Below are 23987 nucleotides of genomic sequence, written 5' to 3' on the forward strand. Positions count from 1 at the left end.
AATTACACATCATGCCAAATGGGCTGAAGGTACGGTCTGTCGGCCCGATGGGGGCGAAGAAAAGGTGCTATTTTTGGTCAATGTGCCGCTACGAGGAATTATCAGTACTGAAGTTAGGCGCCCCGCCATACTAGCGTCTAGGCCGAATTCAGGTTACTTCTAGATGGAAACACTCGGAAATCCATTAATAACCACTCGTATGGAACGGAAATTCTCAAGCTAGGTGTTCGGAAATTATTATTGGCCTAGGCCTCTAACATTTAGGCACAATGACAGCTCCAGGAGCTAAAATTTAAAATTTTAGTCAACTAAAAATGACCCATCCATTACCATCAGCAGAGAATCGACTAAACATTACACTACCACTCATACTCTTTTTGGTATTCGGATCCTTCACCAAAACTCTCAATAAAAAAATCCAGTAAACACCTCACCTTCTCAGGCATATATTTTCTTTGGGGATAGACTGCGAATATATGATGCTCTGGTAATTTATATTCGTCGAGTATAGTCACCAATTTCCCACTAGTGAGTGCTGGAGCGACTATAAACTTCGGCATTTGGCATATTCCAAGATCAGCTAATAAAGCCTCATATAAAGCTTCGCTGTTATTCACGATAAAGTTACCTTTTGGGGTAAAACGTTCTTCCCCACTAGGGCCGTTCACTCTCCATGTCATCCCTCCACGTTGCCCGGCATACGCCATACAATTATGGTCATACAAATCAGTAAGATTTTTAGGCATTCCTTCTCGTTGAAGGTACCGAGGTGAAGCGCAAATAACACTTGAACAGGTTGATAGTTTTCGAGCAATCAGTGATGAGTCCGCCAAACGTCCAATCCTAATACCGATATCAAATCCATCACCGACCAGATCAACATCCCTATCATCCATCGTTACCTGAAGCTGAATATGGGGATTACTTCGCATGAATTGAGAGAGTATTGGGGAGACATGCAACCGGCCAAAAACCATTGGGAGTGTTATTTTTAACGTTCCATGGGCATTACTTTGCATTTGGCTTACCGCATCATGCCCACCAAATACTAGGTTTGCCGCCGTACGCATGTAGTCATAATATGTCTTTCCCGCTTCAGTCAAACTAATTTTACGTGTTGTTCGATGAAGTAATTTAACCCCCAAATCATCCTCTAACATTACTATTCTTTTACTAACCGCCGACTTAGTCATTGATAGTTTCTGGGCAGCAGTAGAAAAACTGTCTTCAAGCCAAAGTTCACATAACTTATCCGATGTACTTTAAACGTGAAGGCACTCTAAAACCTTTAGTGTAGATTAGAACTTGTGAGTCATTACCATTTAGGATACTGAGTGCTAGTTTTGAGTAGATAACCTCAACGTTGGCGTCTTTTTAGCTGAATTCAATACTGAGTAGGTATAGATCGAAACCGATACTTGAATTCCTTTGCTGTTCGATAGCCAAGTTAATGTACTGAGAGCCATGAATCGAATCCATTAAATGAAGGTAAGCATAATGAAATTTGTCCTAGCCCCCGACTCTTTTAAAGAGAGCATGACGGCCTTGCAAGTTGCAAACAGTATGGAGAAAGGGCTACGACGCGTTTTTCCCGACTGCGAGATAGTTAAGGTGCCTATGGCTGATGGGGGCGAAGGCACAGTGCAATCTTTGGTCGATGCGACGGCAGGAAAAATTATCAATGTTGAGGTGATGGGCCCTCTCCAGTCTAGCGTCCAGGCTGAATTTGGACTACTGGGTGATGGAGAAACTGCTGTGATAGAAATGGCTTCCGCCAGCGGTATAATTCATACTTCACATGAAAACCGTAACCCACTGATCACCACCACTTATGGAACGGGAGAACTGATCAAACATGCCCTCGACCTAGGCGTTCGTAAAATCATAATTGGTTTAGGAGGAAGTGCAACCAATGATGGGGGACAGGGTATGGCCAGCGCCTTAGGTGTAAAATTCAACAACGCGATGGGTGAACAAGTTGAATTAGGGGGAGGATATTTAGACAATATCGCCGATATCGACGTGCGTGGACTTGACCCTCGCATCGCGGAGACTGAATTTATCGTCGCCTGTGATGTGACCAATCCCCTTATTGGGCCTAATGGTGCTTCGTCTGTTTTTGGCCCACAGAAAGGCGCAACACCTGAGAGAGTAAAAATCCTGGATCGAAACCTTGGAATCTATGCGGAAAGAATTGAATCTTGTTTAGGGATTACCACTGCGTCAGTGGCAGGTGCCGGAGCCGCTGGCGGTTTAGGCGCAGGACTACTCGCCTTTACCTCGGCTAAGTTGCAACAAGGCATTGATATTGTTATTCAATTTACGGGATTAGCTGAGAAAATTTTAGGCGCTGATGTAGTCTTTACCGGAGAAGGTGGCATCGATTATCAAACCAAATTCGGTAAAACCCCCTACGGAGTGGCTCAAATCACCAAAAAAATCTCTCCCGATACGCCGGTAATTGCCTTATCTGGGGCCATCGGGGAAGGAATTGAAAGTCTATATGATGAGAACTTTACCGCAATATTCGGCGTACTACGCAGTGCTTGTTCCCTTGAGCAGGCCCTAAAAGAGGGTGAAAGCAATGTCGCCTTTACCACCGAAAATATTGCTCGCCTCCTCGCTTTTCAATGTTAACCTTCCACCAAAATAGCTATACATAAAAAATAGTGTTGAGTCATCCTCAACACTATTCAATGTGAAATCAGGCATGGTCATAACGTGCAAAATCGATCATTAAGGATCGACAAAAGGCGTCAAACTTCAGTTATATCCCTTAATGAGTCGTCCCGCCCGCTATAGGCTCGTCAAACTCAACAGTTAGCGCGGTATGTATCGCTATTCTAAGAGCTTTCTCAACAGTATCCGCTGCCATACTAGGACTACCAGGGTGCTTTGCGGCTTGCTGAGGAAGGTAAGGAATATGAATAAAACCTGCTTTGCTTTCTGAATTTTCGCCCAAGGCATGCAATAAGCCATACATGACGTGATTGCATACATAGGTTCCAGCAGTCTGGGAGACTGAGGCGGGGATCCCTTCTTGTTGTAAGGCGTTGACGATCGCTTTAATCGGTAACGTGCTAAACCATGCTGCCGGGCCATTCTCAACGACAGGTTTATCAATAGGTTGATATCCTTCATTATCCGGAATCCGCGCATCATCAATATTAATGGCAATACGCTCGAGTGAGATATCGGCTCTTCCTCCGGCTTGCCCCACGGCGATAACTAAATCGGGAGCATGGTAAGTAATCGCTTTCTGTAATACCTGTAGCGATTCGCCAAATACACAAGGAAGTTGCAGGCAGATAATACGCTCGCCTTCATCTGTCGTCCCCTCTAGCAGAGAGACAACTTCCCACGAAGGATTTATCGCTTCTCCACCAAAGGGTTCAAATCCGGTCAATAAGACAGTTTTCACCATGACTCCTTTATAAAAACATCAGGTAATAAAGCAGGATAATATTAATTCCCAGCAAGATCCCCCCTGTAGGGATCTGCGCTTTAATCACAGCATTCCTATCCGGTAAACCTAATAATGCGGCAGGCACAATATTGAAGTTTGCCGCCATGGGAGTCATTAAGGTTCCACAATAACCGGAGAACATCCCAATCGCTGCCATTACGGCTGGATTACCGCCTTGTTGCAACACCAAAATTGGAATACCAATCCCTGCTGTGACGATGGGGAAAGCAGCAAAAGCATTGCCCATAATCATCGTTAATAATGCCATGCCAATGACATAGGCCATTACCGCAACTAACCTGTTATCGACAGCCAGATATTGCTCCGTCAGCCAAGATAGGCTGTTTCCTACGCCTGCTGCAGTAAAGAGTAAACCAAGCATTGCCAATATTTGCGGTAATATGAAGGCACAGCCCACCGAATCGAGCAGGCGCCGCGCTTCTTGTAGTGGCTGGGAAATGCTCTCCCCGGTAATCTTCCACGCCAGCATTAAGGCAATAACGGTTCCTAAGGTCATGGAAAAGAGCGTGACTAAGGTTGCATGATTACCCACTCCAAACAGCTGCTGCTGAATCGAAGGGTTAACCGTAAAAAAAACGACCCCTATCACTGTCACTAAAGGAATAGCTAAAGCAGGAATAAAGAGACGACTCGATAAATTTTTGGCACTCGTTTCTCTTTGCTGTGGGGTACGTTGTGAGTAATGACCTAGCCTTACTCCACCAAATCCAGCTAATAAAGCCATGCCTATTACCGCGATACCTACACAGATATGCACAAGGCGGTGGTTACCTATTAATTGATAGGTCCAATCACCAATGAAAAAGAGCAGACCGTAAACGCCCCAAAATAAGCCCGTGGTAAAGCGTCGCGGATTGTGTTTATCTCGCCATGACATTACCGCAATGATGAGTAAGGTCGCTCCTGCTAGCCAATAGAGCATCTCTTGCGTAATGATCATTGTTTTTCTCCTTGATGGTCTCGTACGGTGTTGATCAACTCTCGACGTAAATGCTGATCAAGTCGCGCAAGACGCACGCTGTGGATAATGAAAGCAAAGCAGGCCGTTGGGATCCCCCATAACGCAATATGCAGAGGTTCGGTTTGGATCCCTGCAGATTCAACCATAAAGTTATGCATAAACAGAACGGCTCCGAAGGCGACAAAAATATCTTCGCCGAAGAAAAGTCCAACATTATCCGTCGCGGCAGCCATGGCTTGGATCCGATACCGTACCGCTGGGGGTAAAGGCCCATAACGCTTTTCAGCACTACCTTCCGCCATAGGGGCTAATAATGGACGGACCATTTGTGGATGCCCGCCTAAACTCGTCAATCCCAATGCGGCGGTTAGCTCACGAATAAGCAAATACACCATCAATAAACGGCCGGTTGTCGCCCTTTCTATCTTAGTAATCCATCGTTGAGCCGCTTCTTTTAAACCATGCCGCTCAAGCACTCCAATCACTGCCAGGGGGAGTAATAAAATGAAAGGTAAATTCCGGGTGTTTAGAAACCCTGCCCCCATTTTTTCTAAAATAGTGGGTAGCGGCATCTGCGCGGCGAGTCCCGTAACGATCCCGGCACAAATGACAACCAGTACCGGATTAAAGCGTAGGATAAACCCGAGTATGATGACTGCGATCCCTAATAAAGGCCATAAATTGATACTCTCTGACATGCCCAGCGGTCCTCATAATTCTATTAGTTACGTTATGCGATAACCTGAATATTACGTTGCGCAAACGCCTGACGTAATCGACGGGCAAAAGCTAGGGCATGTTGCCCATCGCCATGCAGACATAAGCTTTGTGCCACGACATCCACCTGCTCGCCGGTGATGGCTTGCACCTTACCGCACTCGATCATTAGCAAACTCTGTGCCAAGGCCTCGTCTTCGTTATCGATTATTGCCCCTATTTGCGTACGGGGAACTAGCGAGCCATCAGCTTGGTAGCCACGATCCGCAAAAACTTCTTGGCGGGTTGATAAACCATAATGCTCTGCTGCGCGAATTAGCTCACTGCCTGCCAATCCAACCAGAATTAGCGCCGGATCCAATGCATAAACCGCTTTGGCAATGGCATCGGCTAGTAAGGGATTTCGCGCTGCTTGGTTATAGAGCATGCCGTGCGGTTTGACATGATGCAGCCGTGCACCTTGTGACTGGGTAATTGCCTTTAGGGCACCTACCTGATAAAGAATTTGGGCATACACCGTTTCAGGGGGTAACGTCATTGCCGTTCGTCCGAAGTTTTCACGATCGGGAAAACTGGGATGAGCACCCAAGGCGACATTATTACGAATAGCTTCCCTAACACTCTTCATCATCATGGAGGCATCTCCGGCATGGTATCCACACGCAATGTTTGCGGAAGAGACCAATGTTAATAATTCCGCGTCATGAGGGCTTCCTTCACCTAAATCTGCATTTAAATCAATATGTAACATCTACACTCCCCTCGTAATAACGTAATAATGATTTACCCTCAAGAAGGCTGAGCCGTCTCTAGAAATATCCACGATATGCCCCAAGAGGATACGGTGAGTCGCATGAAGGACTCTGCGAATATTTAAAGGTTCTCACATATCTGGTAACACACTTTATTAACACCGAAAATAGTGATCACACCGAGGTTTTAGCCCTCCCACCACTGCTAGGTTATCACTCATTCTTCTACCATAATGCATTCTGGGGTCACCATGTCGAACACTCACCAAAAACTTAGTCAACGTCGGTGGTGGTATTTAATGCCGATTATTTTTATCACCTACAGCTTGGCTTACTTAGATCGTGCGAATTATGGCTTTGCGGCAGCCTCAGGGATTGAGCAAGACCTTAATATTTCTAAAAGCACTTCATCGCTGATTGGTGCGCTATTTTTCTTGGCCTACTTTTTCTTCCAGGTTCCAGGCTCAATTTATGCAGTAAAACGCAGTGTAAGAAAGCTTATTTTTATCTGTTTACTACTCTGGGGGCTTTGCGCCACCGCCACCGGCTTGGTCAGTAATATTCCTGCATTAATGGTGATCCGTTTTACCTTAGGCATTGTTGAGGCAGCAGTAATGCCTTCAATGCTTATCTATATCAGCACTTGGTTCACAAAAGAGGAACGTTCGCGGGCTAACACTTTTTTGGTACTCGGTAACCCTGTTACGGTGTTATGGATGTCAGTGTTATCAGGCTATTTAATTCATGCCTTTGGCTGGCGTGAAATGTTTATTATCGAAGGGATCCCCGCCGTCTTGTGGGCAGGTATATGGTGGTTTGTCGTGCGCGATAAACCTTCTGAAGTGAACTGGCTATCGCCTGACGAGAAACAAGATCTCCAACTTGCCATGGAGAAAGAACAGCAGGCGATTACCCCTGTACGTAATTATGGCGAAGCCCTGCGCTCCTCTACTGTCATACTACTTTCTTCAGCACATGCATTATGGAGTATCGGTGTATATGGCTTTATGATGTGGCTACCTTCAATTATTAAGTCGGCTTCATCGATGGATATTGTTTCCGTCGGCTGGCTATCCGCACCGCCATATTTAGCGGCAATTGTTTTGATGTTAGGCGTTTCTTGGCTTTCCGATAAAGTCCAAAACCGTAAGTTATTCATCTGGCCACTCTTAGCAATCGCTGGCTTAGCATTCACTGGATCCTTTTTTATCGGTAATAATCATTTCTGGATATCCTATGGTTTGCTCACCTTAGCCGCGGCCTGCATGTATGCGCCTTATGGACCATTTTTTGCGCTGATCCCAGAATTAATGCCGAAGAATGTATCGGGCGTGGCCATCGGTTTGATTAATAGCTTTGGGGCATTAGGCGCGTTTTTAGGCGCTTATTTCGTCGGTTTCTTAAATGGCTTAACCGGTAGTGCTAACGCCTCTTACTGCTTTATGGCGATAGCATTACTCACCTCGGTAATTTGTATTTATAAAGTCAAAACAACCGCTAGCTCGCCTTCAATCTCAACCAAGATTTTTACCCGTAAAGCCCTATAACACCTTGCCCCACGCATTATTGATACGCGTGGGGACTCTTTTTAGTGTGTTAGAAGGTAATTTTTACGCCTCCTGTTACTGCCCAATCATTGGTTCCTTCATGCTGCAAACGCTGTTGATATTGGGCCTGTGTCGTTAGGGCGATATGTTGAGTTAATCGTAAATCTGCACCACTCTTCACTAAAAGATGATCCCCACCTCTTCCACTATGGAAAGTCGTTTTAACCCCGTCCCCGCTTATCGTCGTTTGGGCATTTTTACGCGTCGTGATCCGCCACCCCAGTTCATGCGTAAACACAACTTGTGGGGTGGAGTGGGTATTCACTTGCCACTGATAACGCAGAGTAGGGCGAACATCCGGTGCGTTATGCGCGGCATAACTTACTTTTGCCCCATCGCTGTCCGTAAAATGCTTAATCGATAAGTGCTGATAGTCGACAGCAAGCAACGGCATTAAGCGCTGATTTTCCCATTGCCAAGCTTTCCCTAGTTCTACGCCTGCGTAAACCAGAGTCGCGTGAGGCGAGGCGACATTACCTCGTAAATCGGTGATTACCGCGCCTTTAATTCGGGTATAACCGAGTTGAGCGGTTAACTGCCAGCCTTGCTCATTCTGCCAGCGAGTCAGACCGGTAATTCCCTGCGTCGAGAAATAGCTTCGGCTTAAGCCGTCGACGGCTTGAGGTTTCATCGATAAGTTTCCTCGATGCGCAACGATACTCGCGGAAAAATGCTGAGGGCTGTCGGGATCCGAGAGCCAACGCCCTCCCATTAACCAACCTTGATATTTCGACGTAAAATTATAGCCATAATCACTGAATCCTCCCTTAGCATGGAAGTGATCGCCACCGTCATAACCGCTAATGAAAAACTGACTCTGACTATCGTTGACGGTATCAGCAATGAGTCCTGTTAAGGTACGGTTAAAATTAAGCATCATCGCGGGTAAGGAGAGATAAGCAGGTACCTGAGGCGTTACCGCGCGACGGACGGGTTCGGGTTGAGGGACCGGTGTCGGTTCAGGGGCCGGATCTGGAGTCGGTTCGGGTGCTGGCTCAACCGGAGTGCTTTTTCCGTTAGCATCTAACATAATGTTTTGCAGTCGATAATCCCAATACTGATTACCACTCCCGGCAACTTTCCGTTCGTCGCTCGAGGCGTGCCCAGGGGCGAACGCATAAAGGTCGTAGGCGAATGCGCCACGGGCCACATAAGTCCCTGCGAGTTTGACGCTGTCTGCCGTACTCTTGCCGCCCACTTGGACCAGAGACAGTCCCTCTCGACTATCCGCGGCACCATTCTTATTACTATCGCTATCTTGCCATATTCCCAATGGATTAACCGTAATAAGTAAGGGTTTGTCTACAGGGGTAATGAGATCGCCATTAATCACTATTTGGTCGGTTGTAGCTTGAGTGAAACCCGAGCGTAGGATAGCGTGAGCGCCATTTAGCAACTGGAGCTGTCCAATCTGTAGTTGAGAGGCTTGCTGATCTAGGTCGGAAGGAGATAACGTCGCCATATCCTTTATCGTCAATGCGTTAACGCTACCCTTCCCCGATAATACCGTCCCGCTCTCCATGACCATATCCGTCGTGAGGTGGCCATCAAGGGTTACTTCTCCACCTTTTACAATAAGCCCTTGGGTATTAGTAAGATTTCCAGATAACGTTAGTTTACCTTCGCCCCGTTTTTCAACGAGTCCTTCCCCGGAAATATCTGCTGAGATTGAGGATTCAAGCGGCCCCAATTGACTATTATGGGGTGAAATATCGGCAATTAATTGACTGCTCGACTCGGTAAGCATGACCTGGCCTGCCAACGATGCACGGTCCCACAAAGCTAACGTCGCGTCCCCTGCTATCTGAGTCGAGGCAGTAACCTTAGCATGCTCACCAATGCGCAGTGTCGACTGAGGCGCGACATTAATCTGCGTAAAGTCGTAATTTTTCTCATCCCAATCATTGGAAAAATAGACATTCCCTGCATGTAAAACCTGCTCCCCGCCTAAAATCACTCGGCCTTTATCGATATCGAGTTGATGAGCAATCGCCCCACCACGAAGCGTCCACTCCCCTTGCTGAGTATCCGGTGCATAGGCTAATGACAACTGTGACTGGGAGGTTTGTTCACCAAAAGAGCCGAGAAATTGAGTGTTATTTCCTGTTACCGTCACGACCGCAGCATGAGACATATCGCGGTTAACGATATGAGCACCGTTATCGTTGTGGTTAATCGTGGTGAAAGCGAGATCATTACCGTGCACATCTAGAGTGCCCCCCCGATAACCGAAGCGAATATTATCAGGTGCAACTTGATTAGCATTATTGAGCTGAACCGTTGGCCGACCACTCATTAGGGTCACTGTGGAAAAGGCTTGCACGGCTCCGCTGTTATCAGGCTGTTGATTGAGGGTAACCAAACCGTCCCCAACATTTAATGCTCCCTGATTAACACCGGTTCCTTGTATCTCGAGTGTCCCGCCGCCAATTTTATGTAAAGCATCATCTTTAAGACCGTTCACTTTCCATAATACGTTTTTACCTTCATCAACCTCGATGCCTCCCCCCACCCAAGTTGCCTGCTTCCCCTGCTCTGACTCGACGGTATAATCACCGGAGAACTGCAGTTTTCCCGCCCCCATATTCACCGAATCAGTTAACCTCAGGGTATTTCCCTCGCCCCGGAAAGTCAGATCTTTCGTGGCATCCAATTCCGCCAGCGAGGCCGCAGAAGGGGCTAGGTCACGGTACTTCTGGTTCAGGCCCTGCCAATCCCAACTATGGTCAGTTTGCGTTATCGCTTCTGGCCGCCAATACAGTACCCCATCACTAGCATTGTCATGAATGGGCGCAGAGCTATTCTGAGCTAATACTCTGTCCAAATAACCATCCGGAATATACTCCGCCCCACTGACCCGATTGTAAATACCACCGTTACTGATCGCAGCGTGGAGAACTCCTGCTAAACGCCATATTTTATCTACAGTATCGTAAACGAACACCGGACTACCGCTATCCCCTGGGCTGGTCGCGTTACTGAAAGGTGAGGAGTTGAGATCGGTGGGACCGACATTTTTCCAACGCAACGTACCATTTGGAAAAGATACCGTTGCATTGGCCAGAGTTCCGCCGGTTTTCCAACGGTAGGCATCGGTGAGCCAGGTTTCCTTCTTTTGATCATCGCTGATCTGAAGTTGGTAACCTGAACCCACCCTTGTATACCAAGTGTATCGATTACGATCTCCCTTACGTATTGTGCTTTTATCAACCGTTGCCACTGGCACCGCATCGGTTACGACTTTATTGAGACGAGGTAAATTAAAGTCCACGTCAGAGACGGTGCTGGCATTCCGGTTAATTAGATAATAAGAAGGAGCAAATTTCGCTTTATTTCCGAACTTTATTTCGCCATCAATAGAATAACTGTTGTGGCGCACACTGGCCATATAAGAAGATCCTACTAACGTAATATTGCCTTTATCGGCCACCATACTAAAATCAGGAATAGGAAAGTCTAAAGCGGCGTCTAATTGCCCATCTTTTCGATAAACAGGGACGTCGGTAGCGCCCACTTTATATTTCCCCAGGTTTTGACCAAAGTCTCGGTAGTCTTGTACAGCAATATCGTGACGCATAATAGATGCAGAAGAATAAGTGGCATAAAGCGCTGAACATATCAGAGCGGCTAATTGTTTTTTTCTTATCAAGTGTTTGAATCCCACTGGCAAATAGAAGAATTATTCACGTCAGCACCCTGCCGAATCTTGTTGAGTTATAAATTTTTAACGTCACATTCATTAGCCATCATAAAGAGATTAATTTATTGTTATGAAAGCTTACTAATTTATATGCCGTTATCTATTTTGAATAAATTTAGCAGGTACTCAGACTATGAGAAGAGACTATTTTGTTCGATACTGAATAACTATTTTTTGATTAATAACATTAAAATTTTAAAAACACCCACTAATTATGGAATTGAATTTTTATAAAATAAGATCCTTAATTTATAAACCTGTAAAACCCTTTTCTTTATTAAAAAATCTGAGTCATCCACTGTCGTGCTTAAACCGATAATGATGCTATGTATACACAGGGTTGAACTTTCCCCCAGTAAAATAAAGAAAATTGCAGATTATCAGTAAAAAGCTGATTCCATCACAAATCGCGCTCGCTGATCCGCTGCATCAACTCTTTAAATGGGTGTTAGCTGATGAAAATTCATTATCTTGTAACAAGTTTAGAGACAGGTGGTGCGGAGTTTGCCATCCCCGATATTGTGACGACCTTAAAAAATCTCGGACACGAAGTCTCGATCATTGCTTGTGAACCCCGTGATAGCGGTGCCGTCCCGCGTCTTGTTGCGGCAGGATTAAGCTATCGATTACTGGCATCCCGTCGCCGCTTGCTTCCGATTATCTTAGCTCGTTACCTTTCGATAGCGCATCGTGATCGGCCAGACATTATCTGGACCTCATTAAGTTTTGGTAATTTAGTCGGTCAGTATGCCGGTAAACTGTTAAACATTCCGGTAGTCAGTTTTAAACACAGTGCCAGCGTGCGCCGTTATACCTATCGTTTGCGCCATAGTTCCGCCTTATGGATTGGCGACTCGCAAACTGTCGTGGATTATCTTCAACAACAGATGGGGATTTCAGCCGATAAAGTTATGGCATGGCCGCTATTTCAATATAACCAACACGCCCCTCAAGCCGGTTACTGGGATGGCGAATCTCGATTACAGATTGGTAGTGTGGGACGTCTACATGAAGTCAAATGTTATGCGGCGCTAATCGATGCATTGGGATCCTTTTTGGCCCGCTATCCCAATTTCCGTGATCGCTTACAACTGACGATTCTAGGTGATGGTCCAGAGCGGGAACGGTTAGAGGATAAGATCATTGAATGGAATTTACAGGATATTGTCTTACTACCGGGCTTTTCCGATCAGGTAAACGCCTTTTTAGCGGGGCTGCATCTTTACGTCCAGCCCTCACGCTATGAAGGAATGTGCTTAGCCCTACATGAAGCAATGAATGTCGGTCTTCCTGTAATGGCTACACCCGTGGGTGAAATGCGTGACGCGGTACAAGCAGGTAAAACCGGTTTTGTTCTTGCAGGAGAACTGGATGCAGCCTTAGCCTCGGCACTGCAAGATATATTTGCCACACCCAGTCTATTACAGGAGTATGGCGTACAAGCTCGTCACTATGTCGCCACGAAATTTAGCCATCAGCAGTTCGTCAGGGCAGCTGAGCAGATTGTGGCGAAACTCCCAACCCATAAAACATTAGCCTAGATAGAATATGATGAGCCTATTACAGACCGAAATTTGGCGAATCGGCGTAATTAATGCGCCGATTCAAGATGTTGCTCAAGCCGCTTCACTGGAACATTTCCCCATTACCTGGATAGAGGCGGACAAGTCTCTCTGCTTCTTAGCCGACCCCTTTGGCCTATGGCGTGAAGGTAAACTGTATCTCTTTGCCGAAGCCTATGATTACCGTACCCAACGGGGTTATATCGAGGCCTTTGTCTTAGATCAAAACTTTAGGGTTTTGGAGAAGCGGACGGTCCTTAAAGAGGATTGGCATCTCTCCTACCCTTATGTTTTTGAGGCAGAGGGTGAGATATGGATGCTACCGGAAGGCTATAAGTCGGGCCGTTTGACCCTTTATAAAGCGATTGAGTTTCCATGGCGTTGGCAAGCTGAACCGCGGTTTTCCTTCCCTGAAGCGGCGATTGATGCTACCCCGTACTTCCATGATGGGCATTGGTGGATGTTTTATACCCCTCCCGCCCCCAAAGCGGCGCGGACTAACACTTTAAAACTGGCAACGGCCGATCACCTTTTTGGGCCATGGGACGCCGTACCTGTTCAAACGCTTCGCGAAGATATCCATGGCGCCAGAATGGGGGGAACTCCCTTTACCCTCGACGGCAAGATTGTTCTACCCACGCAAGACTGTAGCCGGACTTATGGCGGGGCCTTACAGCTATTAAGTTTATCGGGCTCAACCTTAGCTCATCCTTCTCTTTCGCAGGTTAAGCGTATTATCGCTCCCCATCGTCATGCCCCTTTCCATGATGGCCTGCATACCTTTTCGCAAGCGGGGTCAGTGACATTAGTTGATACCAAACGTACGATCAAAGGTTCACCCCATCGCTTGGCTATCGAGCTTATTCGCTGGGGACGACAAGACAGAAAGTAATCAAAACTTCCTCCAATTGTGCTGCTGTTTTGCCCAACCCAATTGGATGTCTGATGAATAAACCCTATTAATAGATAACTATTGCTAATTTTTTTACTTCACACTGGCCCGAAAAATCGCCACACTGGTGATCTATCTCACAGAAATAAGGCTAACTAATGCAAATTTTATTAATAGGGGGGAGCCCAGCCCAGCGGTCACGGACTCAAATTCTATTAGACCATTCGGCAGATTGGTTAAGCCATCGTGGTGCTCAAACGTTAACCTGGCGCGCGACCGATATCCCAGCTGAAGTGTTACTTCATGCTCAGTTCGCTCATCCCTCTATCGCTCAATTACGCGAGGATGTCGCACAGGCAGATGGCATTATTATCGCCTCTCCCGTCTATAAGGCTGCTTATACTGGCGTGCTGAAAGCCATGATCGATCTCTTACCAGAACGCGGGTTTGAACATAAAGTGGTTCTCCCTCTGATGACAGCAGGCAGTGCGAATCATTTATTAGCACTGGATTTTAGCTTGAAACCGCTTATCGCAGCGTTGAAAGCCGAAGAGATTATCAGTGGCGTGTACGCTAGTGATCAACAAATTCATTATCCCGATGCTAGCCACCCCGCGAAAATTGAAGAAGACGTTAAACGTCGTTTACAGGATAACCTGGAAGCCTTTTATCAGGCCCTACAACGCCGCCCCTCTCAACAGCAGGCAGTCGCTTAAGACTTATTTTCCTTCCTGAGTCAGTGCTGAGGAAGGAAAAATATTAATGAGCCCGATTCACAAGGCCTAGCATGGATTGATGAGTATTATTGCTGGGTAATCAGGTAAAGTAGCCTTCTATTCTTCACTGACAATCGGCGACTCATGACCACACCCTATCACCGTTCAGTCTCTACTCAGGGACTGCCTTTTATTCTTATCCTCAGCGCATTGATGGCCTTTACGTCGCTATCGGTGGATATTTATCTCCCCGCGATGCCAATGATGAGTGCGAGTTTGCATGGTAATACCGAGTTAACTATTACCGGTTTTTTGATTGGCTTTTGTTTAGCGCAATTAGTGTGGGGGCCGATAAGCGATCGGTATGGGCGTCGTTTACCCTTGATCATCGGGATGACACTCTTTGTGGTGGGATCCATCGGTTGTGCGCTGTCACACACCATCACGCAAATCGTTTTTTGGCGAGTTTTTCAAGCCCTCGGTGCCTGCACTGGCCCCATGCTGGCCCGTGCCATGATCCGTGATCTCTTCAGTCGTAGCCGTGCCGCACAGATGCTCTCCACGCTGATCGTGGTGATGGCGATTGCTCCCATCGCTGGGCCGATTATTGGCGGCCAGATGATCCTCTTCACTAGCTGGCATATGATCTTTTGGTTATTAGCAATGATTGGTGTAGCAATGTTAGGGGCGTTGTATTGGCTCCCTGAAACTTTGCCCACAGAGCGACGGGTCCAAGCATCCTTACTGCAGGTATTTCGTAACTACCGCGACTTACTGGGTCATCGTCAATTTATGCAATTTACCCTTGCACTGACTTTTTATTATGTCGCCGCATATACCTTCATCACCGCTTCTCCCTTTGTTTACATTAATTATTTTCATGTCTCTCCCCAACACTTTGGCTACTTTTTCGCGGTGAATATCCTTGGTGTGATGGGCATGAGTATTATTAATCGGCGCTTAGTGCATCGCTTCGCCTTAGAGCGATTATTAAAAATAGCCGTCAGTTTATCGGCCTGTGCGATGGTGCTGTTAGCGGTAACGACTTATCTGTCGGTGGGTGGCCTAGGCCTTATGATGGGTTTGATCTTTATTTTTTTCGCTATGAACGGGGTTATCGCTTCAGTGACCACTGCTGCGGCATTGGATACCGTGCCACAAGTGACCGGTGCGGCATCAGCGCTGATTGGCTCACTGCAATATGGTAGCGGTATTCTCTCATCCGCCCTGTTAGCTATTTTTAACAGTGGAACTCCACTGACGATGACTGTGATGATGGCTAGCTTTACGCTAGCCAGTTTTGTCATGAGTTATTTAGTAAAGGAATAACGCGTATGCAGGGCGGAAGGATCCGCCCTGCTTAACCACTACTCTTCATCGTCCTCTTTGGGCCGCCCCGGAAAACGTCTACGGATCACTACGAAGAAAATCGGCACAAAATAGATGGCGAGTAAGGTCGCTGCCACCATCCCTCCTATCACGCCTGTCCCTACCGCATTTTGCGCGCCAGAACCGGCACCGGTTCCGAGTGCCAAAGGTAATACGCCGAGAATAAAGGCCATGGAAGTCATTAAGATCGGTCTTAACCGCATCCGTACTGCCGAGAGCGTCGCCTCTATCAGCCCTTTACCAGCCAGTTCAATCTCGTCCTTGGCAAACTCAACAATTAGGATGGCATTTTTAGCGGAGAGGCCGATGGTCGTCAGTAAGCCCACCACAAAATACACATCGTTATTCAAGCCACGTAAGGCTGTAGCAATCAATGCCCCTAATACGCCGAGTGGAACGACCAAAATAACGGAAAAAGGTACCGACCAGCTTTCATAAAGGGCGGCTAAACACAGAAACACGACTAACAATGATATCGCATAGAGCGCAGGGGCCTGGTCACCTGCAAGACGTTCTTGATAAGACATGCCCGTCCAATCCGAACCAATTCCTGCCGGTAATTGTTTGGTCAATGACTCCATCAATGCCATGGCTTCACCGGAGCTTTTTCCTGGTGCCGGTTGACCTAATATTTCTACAGAAGAGAGGCCGTTATAGCGTTCGAGGCGCGGTGAGCCATATTGCCAGTTAGCCGTCGCGAAAGATGAGAAGGGAACCATTTTACCGTTACTCGCACGGACAAACCACTGACTCAGGTCATCCGGCATCATGCGATATGGGGCATCACTCATTACATAGACCTTCTTAACCCGCCCGTGGTCCATAAAGTCATTAACATAGGTCCCTCCCCAAGCACTACTCAAGGTCGTATTGATATCACTGAGATCCACGCCAAGCGCAGTAGCTTTCTCCTGGTCCACATTCACTTTATATTGAGGACTATCATCCATGCCGTTAGCCCGAACCGTGGTTAAGACATCAGGATGTTGTTGGGCCAATTGCAGCAATTTGTTTCTTGCAGCCATTAGCTGGGTGTGACCCACGGCATCTTGGTCGATCAACTCGAAATCAAATCCGGTCGCATTACCCAGTGCAATAATCGGCGGTAAATTAAAGGCCACCACATTGCCATCAATAATCTGACTAAAAGCTTTATTTGCTCGCGCAACAATACTGTCAACACTGCGTTCAGCTCCTTCGCGTAGCGACCAATCCTTTAGTCCTACAAAGGCAATCCCGACATTTTGCCCGCGGCCAGCAAACCCGAAGCCATTAACGGTAAGGATATTTTCAACGTTGTCCTTCTCATTATTGAGGTAAAAATTATTAATCTGATCGAGAACCTTCTGAGTACGTTCTTGCGTGGCACCTGCAGGCAGAATAGCTTGGGTGGCTAACACGCCTTGGTCTTCAGAGGGTAAGAAAGAAGAGGGAAGATGCATAAATAAATAGGCACAGCCTCCCACTAATGCCGCATAGATAATTAAATATCGTCCACCTCTCTGGACCATGCGGCTCACCACATCAGTATAATGATCGGTGCTTTGCTCAAACTTGCGGTTAAACCATCCAAATAAACCTCGCGAGCCGACATGCTGGTTAGCCTTATGAGGTTTGAGTAAGGTGACGCAAAGCGCTGGCGTCAAAATCAGCGCGACCAGTACCGATAGCCCCATCGCAGACACAATGGTGATGGAGAATTGGCGATAAATAACCCCGGTACTACCGCCAAAAAAGGCCATTGGCACGAACACTGCCGACAGGACCAACGCGATACCGACCAACGCCCCCTGGATCTGCCCCATCGATTTACGGGTCGCCGCTTTCGGCGATAATCCCTCTTCAGCCATGATACGTTCAACGTTTTCTACGACAACAATCGCATCATCCACCAGCAAGCCGATGGCAAGCACCATCCCAAACATGGTTAAGGTATTGATTGAATAGCCAAATGCGCTAAGGATCCCAAAGGTTCCCAATAGAACAACAGGAACGGCAATGGTGGGAATAAGTGTCGCCCTAAAGCTCTGTAAGAACAGGAACATGACTAAAAAGACCAGAATAACCGCTTCGAATAAGGTCTTTACCACTTCATGAATAGAGATACTAATAAAAGGCGTGGTGTCGTAGGGGTAGACCACTTTTAAACCGCGTGGGAAATGCGACTGCATACTGGCTATTTTACTTCGAATGGCGTTGGCAGTATCCAAGGCATTTGCGCCACTCGCCAGCTGAATACCTAGTGCTGAAGCGGGCTTACCATTAATTTTTACGACAAAATTATAGTTCTCACCGCCTCGCGCGATTTTCGCCACATCATGCAAACGAACTTGCGACCCATCGCTATTTACTTTTAATAGGATATTCCCAAATTGCTCTGGAGAAGAGAGCCGCGTCTGGGCAATAATTGAGGCATTAAGCTGCTGGCCTTTCACTGCTGGCGCACCGCCCAATTGCCCCGCTGCCACTTGCGCATTTTGCGCTTCAATCATACGGTTAACGTCGACCGGTGTAAGTTGATAAGCATTGAGCTTGTTCGGATCAAGCCAGATACGCATCGCATATTGCGAGCCAAATAGCGTGGTATCGCCCACCCCATTGATACGACTGATAGGGTCTTGTAGATTCGAGGCAATATAATCAGCAATATCTTCCATACTCATTTTGCCCGTTTCATCATAGAAACCCGGGACTAAAAAGAAGACATTGGAGGATTTACGTACGGTGATCCCCTGTTGCTGAACTTCTTGCGGCAATAAAGGCGTCGCTAGCTGTAACTTATTCTGTACTTGGACCTGCGCAATATCAGGATCGGTACCGTTTTGAAAAGAGAGAATAAGTTGCAGTGTGCCGGATGAGTCGCTGGTTGAGGACATATACATCAATCCATCTAAACCACTCATATTCTGCTCAATCACTTGAGTCACACTGTTCTGTAGAGTGGTAGCATCCGCACCAGGATAGGTCGCTCGGACCTGTACTGATGTTGGCGCTACGTCAGGGTACTGTTCCACCGGCATTTTTTTGATCGCAATAATACCGATCAACATGACAATAATAGCCAGTACCCATGCGAATATCGGGCGATTGATAAAGAACTTCGACATTAGTCCTGATTCTCCTGCTGGGCCGTTTCTGGACGTTCAATTGGGGTAACCAGCATGCCTGGATTCACCCGTTGCCCCCCTGAAATCACGACATGATCGCCAGCCGTTAAGCCCTGTTTGACGATCAATTGGTTATTCGCAGTAGGGGTAACCTCAACTTCGCGAATGGCCACTTTATTGTGCGCATCAACGGTCACGACCGTCGCATCCCCCCGCGCAGAGCGAACGATCGCTTGTTGCGGCACTAATAGCGCTTTGACGTCGCGGCCCTGATCCAATTTTGCCCGAACAAACATTCCCGGCAGTAATTGATGGTCAGGATTCGGCACAATTGCGCGTAAAGTGATAGTGCCAGTGGTTTTGTCTACCGTGACATCAGAAAAGGCGACACTACCTTGATGCGAGTACATGGTTCCATCGCTAAGCATAATTTGGAGGGGGACTTTACCCTCGACCTGTTGTAACTGGCCGGAAGAGAGTTGTTGCTGAAGATGTAAAAAGTCATCGGCAGATTGCGTAATATCCACATAAAGCGGGTCCAATTGTTGCACCGTAGCCAGCGAATCCGTTTGTTCGCTTTGGACTAACGCGCCTTCGGTTACCGTAGAAAGTCCAATACGTCCCGTTAACGGCGAGACCACACGCGTACGCGCCAGATCAATCTGCGCACTTTTTAACGCTGCGCGGGCAGAATCGGTCGTGGCTTTAGCTTGTGCGGCAGTGGCAACAGCTTGGTCATAATCTTGTCGGCTAACATACTGAGGTCCCATTAGTGAACGATAGCGATCGAGCGTCACTTGGGCCATACGTGCATCAGCAACCGCTTGGTCGACTTGGGCCGCAGCGCGATCGACACTAGCCTTAAAGGGAGCAGGATCAATTTGATAAAGACTTTGCCCTGCTACCACATCGCTACCTTCGGTAAAATGACGTTTGAGGATCACACCTGAGACTTGCGGGCGAATATCAGCAACCCGATACGCTAAGGTGCGTCCAGGTAGTTCGGTGTAGAGCGAAACCGTTTGGGGATTCACTGTGATATAAGTAACTTTCGGCGTCTGTTGGGCCGACGCCGAGTCTTGATGATCGTCACAACCAGTGATTGAGAAACTCATCAATGCAGAAAGAAAGAGCAGTGGCTTGGCTGCCTGAATAGTGGGCATAGTTAATAAACTCCGAAGACGCGGTTGCCGTACAGAATGGGTAATGAGTTAATTTAATTTTTCGAGATAAAGACGTCGGTAAGTCGCGGGGGGAACCTGGTATTTTCGACAAAATGAACGCGTAAAGGATTGCTGCGATTCATAACCATATTTCAAGGAAATATCCATCACCGTCAGTGTGGTGGTACAGAGTTCAGACGCTGCCGATACCAACTTTTTTTCACGTATATAGTGACCTAATCGCTCATTCATCACGTCGTAAAACATCCGTTGCAGATGCCAGCGAGAATATCCTGCTCGTTGAGCGATATCCTCTATCTTCATCGGCTGGGTTATGTTTTGATCTATCCATGTAATGAGTTCATGAATAATCATTTGTCGCCTAGTCATGGGTCTCCTGAGCAAAGAACAGCACTAACCCTCTGAAAATAGATGGATAAATAGTTAATGTTATTTTTTAAGGTATAACCAACGATGAACCTATAGCCTAACAGTTTGTTTTATTATTGATTAGTCAGTAAATATTGATAGAGTTTATGAAATAGTCTCATTAATTTACTACTGAGCGTTCCAGTAAGGGATAACAGATGCTGAGAGAAAACTTTAACGATCTCACCTATTTTATTGTGGTCGCACGTGAGCAGAGTTTTACTCGTGCCGCCGCGCGACTCGGGGTTTCGCAATCGGCACTGAGCCACGCCATTCGTAGCCTTGAAGAGCGGCTCAATATGCGGTTATTGACGCGTACTACCCGTAGCGTATCCACCACCGAAGCTGGCGAGCAATTAATAAAGAACATTACCCCGTTAATTGATGATTTAGAGTCTGTACTGCAATCGCTTAATGACGAGCAAGGACGTATTGTCGGCAATCTACGGATCACCTTAGGCGAGCATGCTTTACGATCTACGGTGTTACCCAAAGTGTTACCTTTTATTGCCGATTATCCTGAGGTCAATATTGAATTTGTGACGGACAATAGTCTGACTAATATCGTTAGTGAAAGGTTTGACGCGGGGGTTAGGCTCGGAGACCAAATTGAAAAAGATATGGTCGCTATTCGTATTGGGCCTGACTGGAGGATGGTCGCGGTAGCGGCACCAAGCTATTTCGCTAAGTGGGGCAAGCCTGATACGCCTTATGCCTTGACGCAGCATAACTGTATCAACATGCGCCTGCCTACTCTAGGTGGACTCTATCATTGGGAATTTCTTGATCAAGGTAAAGATATAAGGGTGCGAGTTGAAGGGCAATTGACCTTTAATAACCTTTCCTCACGAATCGATGCGGCACTTGCTGGACTTGGGGTTATTTATGTACCGGAAGATAGTGTGGCAACGTTAGTGGCTGAAGGTAAGCTCGAGATAGTTCTAGATGAATGGAGCGCCTATTTCACGGGGTATCATCTCTACTACCCGAGTCGTAAACAGCATACGGCAGCCTTTTCAAAATTTATCGATGCCGTACGCTATTATCCCACTTAAGCGATGGGCATTAGGTGTCTTGAGCCAGTTGACGGTACCGTTGCTGGAATAAATCTAATCGCTGTTGAAAAAATTGATGGCGCTCAGATTGGGGGTGGTAAGTGGCTACTAATGACGAGAGGGGGAAGTGTTCCGTTAAGCTCAACGCTGGACTACACGCCATTTTGGCAAGGCGTGCAGCGCCGAGGGCTGGCCCAACGTCACCATCCTGCCGAAAATCGAGAGATTGCCCAGTTACATCGGCCAATAGTTGACGCCAAAATTCACTTTTCGCCCCGCCACCAATTAAGGTTATCGAGCTAGGCTTAACGCCGCTTTGATGCAAGGCAGCCATCCCCTCCGCCAGTCCCAGACTCACCCCTTCAACCACCGCAAACGCCAGTTCAGCAGGATCATGCTGGGAGGTTAAGCCGGTGAAACTCCCAGTCGCGTAAGGATCATTATGTGGTGTACGTTCGCCAGCTAAATAAGGTAAGAAAATCGGAGATTGCGCTTCAACCTTCGCTTGTTGGGCCAGTTGCAGAAAATCACTCACCGAGGCTTGCCCAGTGATTTTAGCCCCCCAATCGAGGCAGGATGCCGCGCTAAGCATTACCGACATAAGATGCCAGGTTTCAGGTAATGCATGGCAAAAGCTATGGACGGCTTGGCGACTATTGGCATGGAAACCGTCGCTGACTGCGAAATAAACGCCTGAGGTTCCCAATGAGAGCATCGCTTGGCCTGACTGCCATACCCCGACACCCAATGCCCCTGCCGCATTATCGCCTCCGCCTGCCACGATAGGCACAGCTGTAGAGAAGCCCCATCGTTGCTGGTGTTCTTCTAGTAAGTGTCCACTTACTTCAGGACCCTCTAGCAGAGGGGGAACTTGCTGCAGAGTTAACTCACAAGCCTCTAGTAAAGTCTCATCCCACTGGCGCGTCGCAACATTTAGCCAAAGGGTTCCGGAGGCATCAGACATGTCAGTGGCATAACAGCCGGAAAGTTTCCAACGTAAGTAATCTTTCGGTAATAAAACTTGGGCGATCTGACTAAAAATATCCGGTTCGTGTTCGGCTACCCAAATGAGTTTCGGCGCCGTCATCCCAGTCATCACCTGATTTCCGGTGATACGCTCAATAGTAGGGGCTCGCTGATTGAGGGTTGTACATTCTGATGCACAGCGCCCATCATTCCAAAGTATGGCTGGCCGTAAAGGCTTCCCATCGTTATCGACTAATACTGCCCCATGCATTTGCCCTGCCACCCCAATCGCCTTGACGCTCTGCAGAGAGGTTTGTTCAGAGAGTTGGTCGAGCGCTTGTTCGGTAACTTGCCACCACTGTTCAGGTGCTTGTTCCGACCAGAGAGGATGGGGATGATCACAGGTTAATGAAACTGATTGACTGGCCTGGACCTTAAACTGTTCATCCATTAATACGACTTTAACGCCAGAGGTTCCTAAATCGATACCAAGATACATGGGCGGTTTTCCTGAATAAGGCAGCTTTCACCCTAATCATTATTGATAAATAATTCTACTGGTTTGAATCGAGAACGTGACATTGGAAGTGATGTTGAGAAGAACAGATAAGCTGGTTGTCACGCGTGATTATCACCGCCTCAAGTTCTGGATGGTGAGCAAGCCATGCAAGGCTCTGTCTAACTCCCATGCCGTACAATAACGTGCTGTAGATGTCGCCAATCAACGATGACTCACTGATTACCGTGACGCTCATTATGTCGTTATCCAAGGGGTATCCCGTCCGACTATCCAGAATATGGTGATAGCAGCGCTGTTGATAGAGGAAGTACCGCTCGTAAATTCCTGAAGTCACCACCGATCGTCCACTTATTGCTAGGCGGGCACTCAATGTTTGTGGATCGCCGAAAGGCTTACGTAAGCCAATCTGCCAAGGATGATCTTCGGGCCGTGAAAGGGTATGTATGTTCCCACCTAAATTGATTAACGCATAAGGCTCTTGCTGAGCCTGTAAATATTGGCAAACTTTATCGGCAATATAGCCTTTAGCAATGGCCCCAAGATCAATCTCCATTCCGGGTTTACGCAGAAAAAGGGTTCGGCTATCAGGATCCAGCTCAATATCTTGTGGGTCGATCAAGGCTAACGCCTTATCGATCTGATCACTAGGTGGCGGACATCGCCCACTAAAGCCAATGCGCCAGGTTTTAACCAATGGGCCGATCGCCACATTAAACAAGCTGCCCGGTAAGAGGCTGACTTCGCGCGCGAGGGAAACCAGCTGGAAAAGCGCATTGGGCACCACAACGGGATGCAGACCAGCGGCACGGTTTACCTTCATTAATAACGAGTCCGGGCGATTAACCGTTAGCAGAGCCTCTTGCTGAGCAATCAACTGAAACACTTCACGGGCGCGCTGTGGATTGTCTTGGGAGAGCGATAAGTTAATCGGCGACCCCATCATTATCGCCTGATAATCTGCCAT

At 47.3% G+C, this 23987-nt stretch carries 18 protein-coding genes; 7 read left to right on the forward strand and 11 right to left on the reverse strand.

The features are described from left to right. Positions 1-359 precede the first annotated feature (359 nt). On the reverse strand, positions 360-1193 hold the full coding sequence (locus QJR74_RS12675) for a LysR family transcriptional regulator (RefSeq protein ID WP_304372174.1): 834 nt from the start codon (positions 1191-1193) through the stop codon (positions 360-362). A gap of 304 nt (positions 1194-1497) precedes the next feature. Between QJR74_RS12675 and QJR74_RS12680 the strand changes: the two genes are divergently transcribed. Beyond that, positions 1498-2637, forward strand: coding sequence for a glycerate kinase family protein (locus QJR74_RS12680; RefSeq protein WP_304372175.1), 1140 nt, complete (start codon positions 1498-1500; stop codon positions 2635-2637). Between the two features lie 139 nt (positions 2638-2776). Here QJR74_RS12680 and pcp read toward each other — a convergent pair whose 3' ends face one another. Genes pcp through pxpA form a run of 4 tightly spaced genes read right to left on the reverse strand, consistent with a single transcriptional unit; the run spans position 2777 to position 5916 of the window. Continuing rightward, a complete protein-coding gene (gene pcp, locus QJR74_RS12685) occupies positions 2777-3421 on the reverse strand; it encodes a pyroglutamyl-peptidase I (protein WP_304372176.1) in 645 nt (214 codons plus the stop codon). A gap of 10 nt (positions 3422-3431) precedes the next feature. Next, a complete protein-coding gene (locus QJR74_RS12690) occupies positions 3432-4427 on the reverse strand; it encodes a DUF979 domain-containing protein (protein ID WP_304372177.1) in 996 nt (331 codons plus the stop codon). Next, complete coding sequence (locus tag QJR74_RS12695; RefSeq protein ID WP_304372178.1) at positions 4424-5146, reverse strand: DUF969 domain-containing protein; 723 nt, start codon at positions 5144-5146, stop codon at positions 4424-4426. Before QJR74_RS12695 ends, QJR74_RS12690 begins: the two co-directional genes overlap by 4 nt. 32 nt (positions 5147-5178) lie before the next feature. After that, positions 5179-5916: a 5-oxoprolinase subunit PxpA gene (gene pxpA, locus QJR74_RS12700; protein WP_304372179.1), complete on the reverse strand. Its 738-nt coding sequence runs from the start codon at positions 5914-5916 to the stop codon at positions 5179-5181. Positions 5917-6168: 252 nt separating this feature from the next. Here pxpA and QJR74_RS12705 point away from each other — a divergent pair, with 252 nt between their 5' ends. Beyond that, positions 6169-7464, forward strand: a complete 1296-nt coding sequence (locus QJR74_RS12705; RefSeq protein ID WP_304372180.1) for an MFS transporter — start codon at positions 6169-6171, stop codon at positions 7462-7464. 49 nt (positions 7465-7513) lie between these two features. Here the strand turns inward: QJR74_RS12705 and QJR74_RS12710 are convergent, their stop codons facing one another. Beyond that, positions 7514-11173, reverse strand: a complete 3660-nt coding sequence (locus QJR74_RS12710; protein ID WP_304372181.1) for a S6 family peptidase — start codon at positions 11171-11173, stop codon at positions 7514-7516. Positions 11174-11679: 506 nt separating this feature from the next. Between QJR74_RS12710 and QJR74_RS12715 the strand changes: the two genes are divergently transcribed. The 4 genes from QJR74_RS12715 to QJR74_RS12730 all read left to right on the forward strand — a co-directional run bounded on the left by QJR74_RS12715 (position 11680) and on the right by QJR74_RS12730 (position 15723). Further along, a complete protein-coding gene (locus tag QJR74_RS12715; RefSeq protein ID WP_304372182.1) occupies positions 11680-12765 on the forward strand; it encodes a glycosyltransferase family 4 protein in 1086 nt (361 codons plus the stop codon). A gap of 7 nt (positions 12766-12772) precedes the next feature. Further along, positions 12773-13678 (forward strand): glucosamine inositolphosphorylceramide transferase family protein, encoded by a 906-nt coding sequence (locus QJR74_RS12720; RefSeq protein ID WP_304372183.1) that lies wholly within the window; start codon positions 12773-12775, stop codon positions 13676-13678. A gap of 158 nt (positions 13679-13836) precedes the next feature. Next, a complete protein-coding gene (ssuE, locus tag QJR74_RS12725; RefSeq protein ID WP_304372184.1) occupies positions 13837-14394 on the forward strand; it encodes an NADPH-dependent FMN reductase in 558 nt (185 codons plus the stop codon). A 144-nt stretch (positions 14395-14538) separates the two neighbouring features. Next, the gene (locus tag QJR74_RS12730) at positions 14539-15723 is read left to right on the forward strand and encodes a multidrug effflux MFS transporter (RefSeq protein ID WP_304372185.1); all 1185 of its coding nucleotides are present in this window, start codon (positions 14539-14541) and stop codon (positions 15721-15723) included. A gap of 38 nt (positions 15724-15761) precedes the next feature. On the opposite strand, the gene QJR74_RS12735 is transcribed toward QJR74_RS12730, so the two are convergent. From QJR74_RS12735 to QJR74_RS12745, 3 genes are read right to left on the reverse strand one after another with little or no spacing between them, the layout of a single operon-like run. Next, entirely contained in the window at positions 15762-18890 is a 3129-nt protein-coding gene (locus QJR74_RS12735; protein WP_304372186.1) for an efflux RND transporter permease subunit, read from the reverse strand. Further along, complete coding sequence (locus QJR74_RS12740) at positions 18890-20053, reverse strand: efflux RND transporter periplasmic adaptor subunit (RefSeq protein WP_304372187.1); 1164 nt, start codon at positions 20051-20053, stop codon at positions 18890-18892. The genes QJR74_RS12735 and QJR74_RS12740 overlap by 1 nt, the downstream gene beginning before the upstream one ends. Positions 20054-20101: 48 nt before the next feature. Further along, positions 20102-20443 carry a helix-turn-helix domain-containing protein gene (locus tag QJR74_RS12745; protein ID WP_304372188.1) on the reverse strand — a complete coding sequence of 114 codons (342 nt, stop codon included), beginning with the start codon at positions 20441-20443 and terminating at the stop codon, positions 20102-20104. A gap of 197 nt (positions 20444-20640) precedes the next feature. Here QJR74_RS12745 and QJR74_RS12750 point away from each other — a divergent pair, with 197 nt between their 5' ends. Next, positions 20641-21537 (forward strand): LysR family transcriptional regulator, encoded by an 897-nt coding sequence (locus QJR74_RS12750; RefSeq protein ID WP_304372189.1) that lies wholly within the window; start codon positions 20641-20643, stop codon positions 21535-21537. A 10-nt stretch (positions 21538-21547) separates the two neighbouring features. On the opposite strand, the gene xylB is transcribed toward QJR74_RS12750, so the two are convergent. After that, positions 21548-23002 (reverse strand): xylulokinase, encoded by a 1455-nt coding sequence (gene xylB / locus QJR74_RS12755; RefSeq protein WP_304372190.1) that lies wholly within the window; start codon positions 23000-23002, stop codon positions 21548-21550. Between the two features lie 55 nt (positions 23003-23057). Then, positions 23058-23987 carry an FAD:protein FMN transferase gene (locus QJR74_RS12760; protein WP_304372191.1) on the reverse strand — a complete coding sequence of 310 codons (930 nt, stop codon included), beginning with the start codon at positions 23985-23987 and terminating at the stop codon, positions 23058-23060.

The sequence above is a fragment of the Tatumella ptyseos genome (assembly GCF_030552895.1).
GTDB lineage: Bacteria > Pseudomonadota > Gammaproteobacteria > Enterobacterales > Enterobacteriaceae > Rosenbergiella > Rosenbergiella ptyseos_A.

Bases quoted from the DNA above. Each gene is read 5' to 3' on its own strand.
- QJR74_RS12675 (WP_304372174.1), bottom strand. From the start codon at position 1,193: ATGACTAAGTCGGCGGTTAGTAAAAGAATAGTAATGTTAGAGGATGAT.
- QJR74_RS12680 (WP_304372175.1), top strand. From the start codon at position 1,498: ATGAAATTTGTCCTAGCCCCCGACTCTTTTAAAGAGAGCATGACGGCC.
- QJR74_RS12690 (WP_304372177.1), bottom strand. From the start codon at position 4,427: ATGATCATTACGCAAGAGATGCTCTATTGGCTAGCAGGAGCGACCTTA.
- QJR74_RS12695 (WP_304372178.1), bottom strand. From the start codon at position 5,146: ATGTCAGAGAGTATCAATTTATGGCCTTTATTAGGGATCGCAGTCATC.
- pxpA (WP_304372179.1), bottom strand. From the start codon at position 5,916: ATGTTACATATTGATTTAAATGCAGATTTAGGTGAAGGAAGCCCTCAT.
- QJR74_RS12705 (WP_304372180.1), top strand. From the start codon at position 6,169: ATGTCGAACACTCACCAAAAACTTAGTCAACGTCGGTGGTGGTATTTA.
- QJR74_RS12715 (WP_304372182.1), top strand. From the start codon at position 11,680: ATGAAAATTCATTATCTTGTAACAAGTTTAGAGACAGGTGGTGCGGAG.
- QJR74_RS12720 (WP_304372183.1), top strand. From the start codon at position 12,773: ATGATGAGCCTATTACAGACCGAAATTTGGCGAATCGGCGTAATTAAT.
- ssuE (WP_304372184.1), top strand. From the start codon at position 13,837: ATGCAAATTTTATTAATAGGGGGGAGCCCAGCCCAGCGGTCACGGACT.
- QJR74_RS12730 (WP_304372185.1), top strand. From the start codon at position 14,539: ATGACCACACCCTATCACCGTTCAGTCTCTACTCAGGGACTGCCTTTT.
- QJR74_RS12735 (WP_304372186.1), bottom strand. From the start codon at position 18,890: ATGTCGAAGTTCTTTATCAATCGCCCGATATTCGCATGGGTACTGGCT.
- QJR74_RS12740 (WP_304372187.1), bottom strand. From the start codon at position 20,053: ATGCCCACTATTCAGGCAGCCAAGCCACTGCTCTTTCTTTCTGCATTG.
- QJR74_RS12745 (WP_304372188.1), bottom strand. From the start codon at position 20,443: ATGACTAGGCGACAAATGATTATTCATGAACTCATTACATGGATAGAT.
- QJR74_RS12750 (WP_304372189.1), top strand. From the start codon at position 20,641: ATGCTGAGAGAAAACTTTAACGATCTCACCTATTTTATTGTGGTCGCA.
- xylB (WP_304372190.1), bottom strand. From the start codon at position 23,002: ATGTATCTTGGTATCGATTTAGGAACCTCTGGCGTTAAAGTCGTATTA.
- QJR74_RS12760 (WP_304372191.1), bottom strand. From the start codon at position 23,987: ATGGCAGATTATCAGGCGATAATGATGGGGTCGCCGATTAACTTATCG.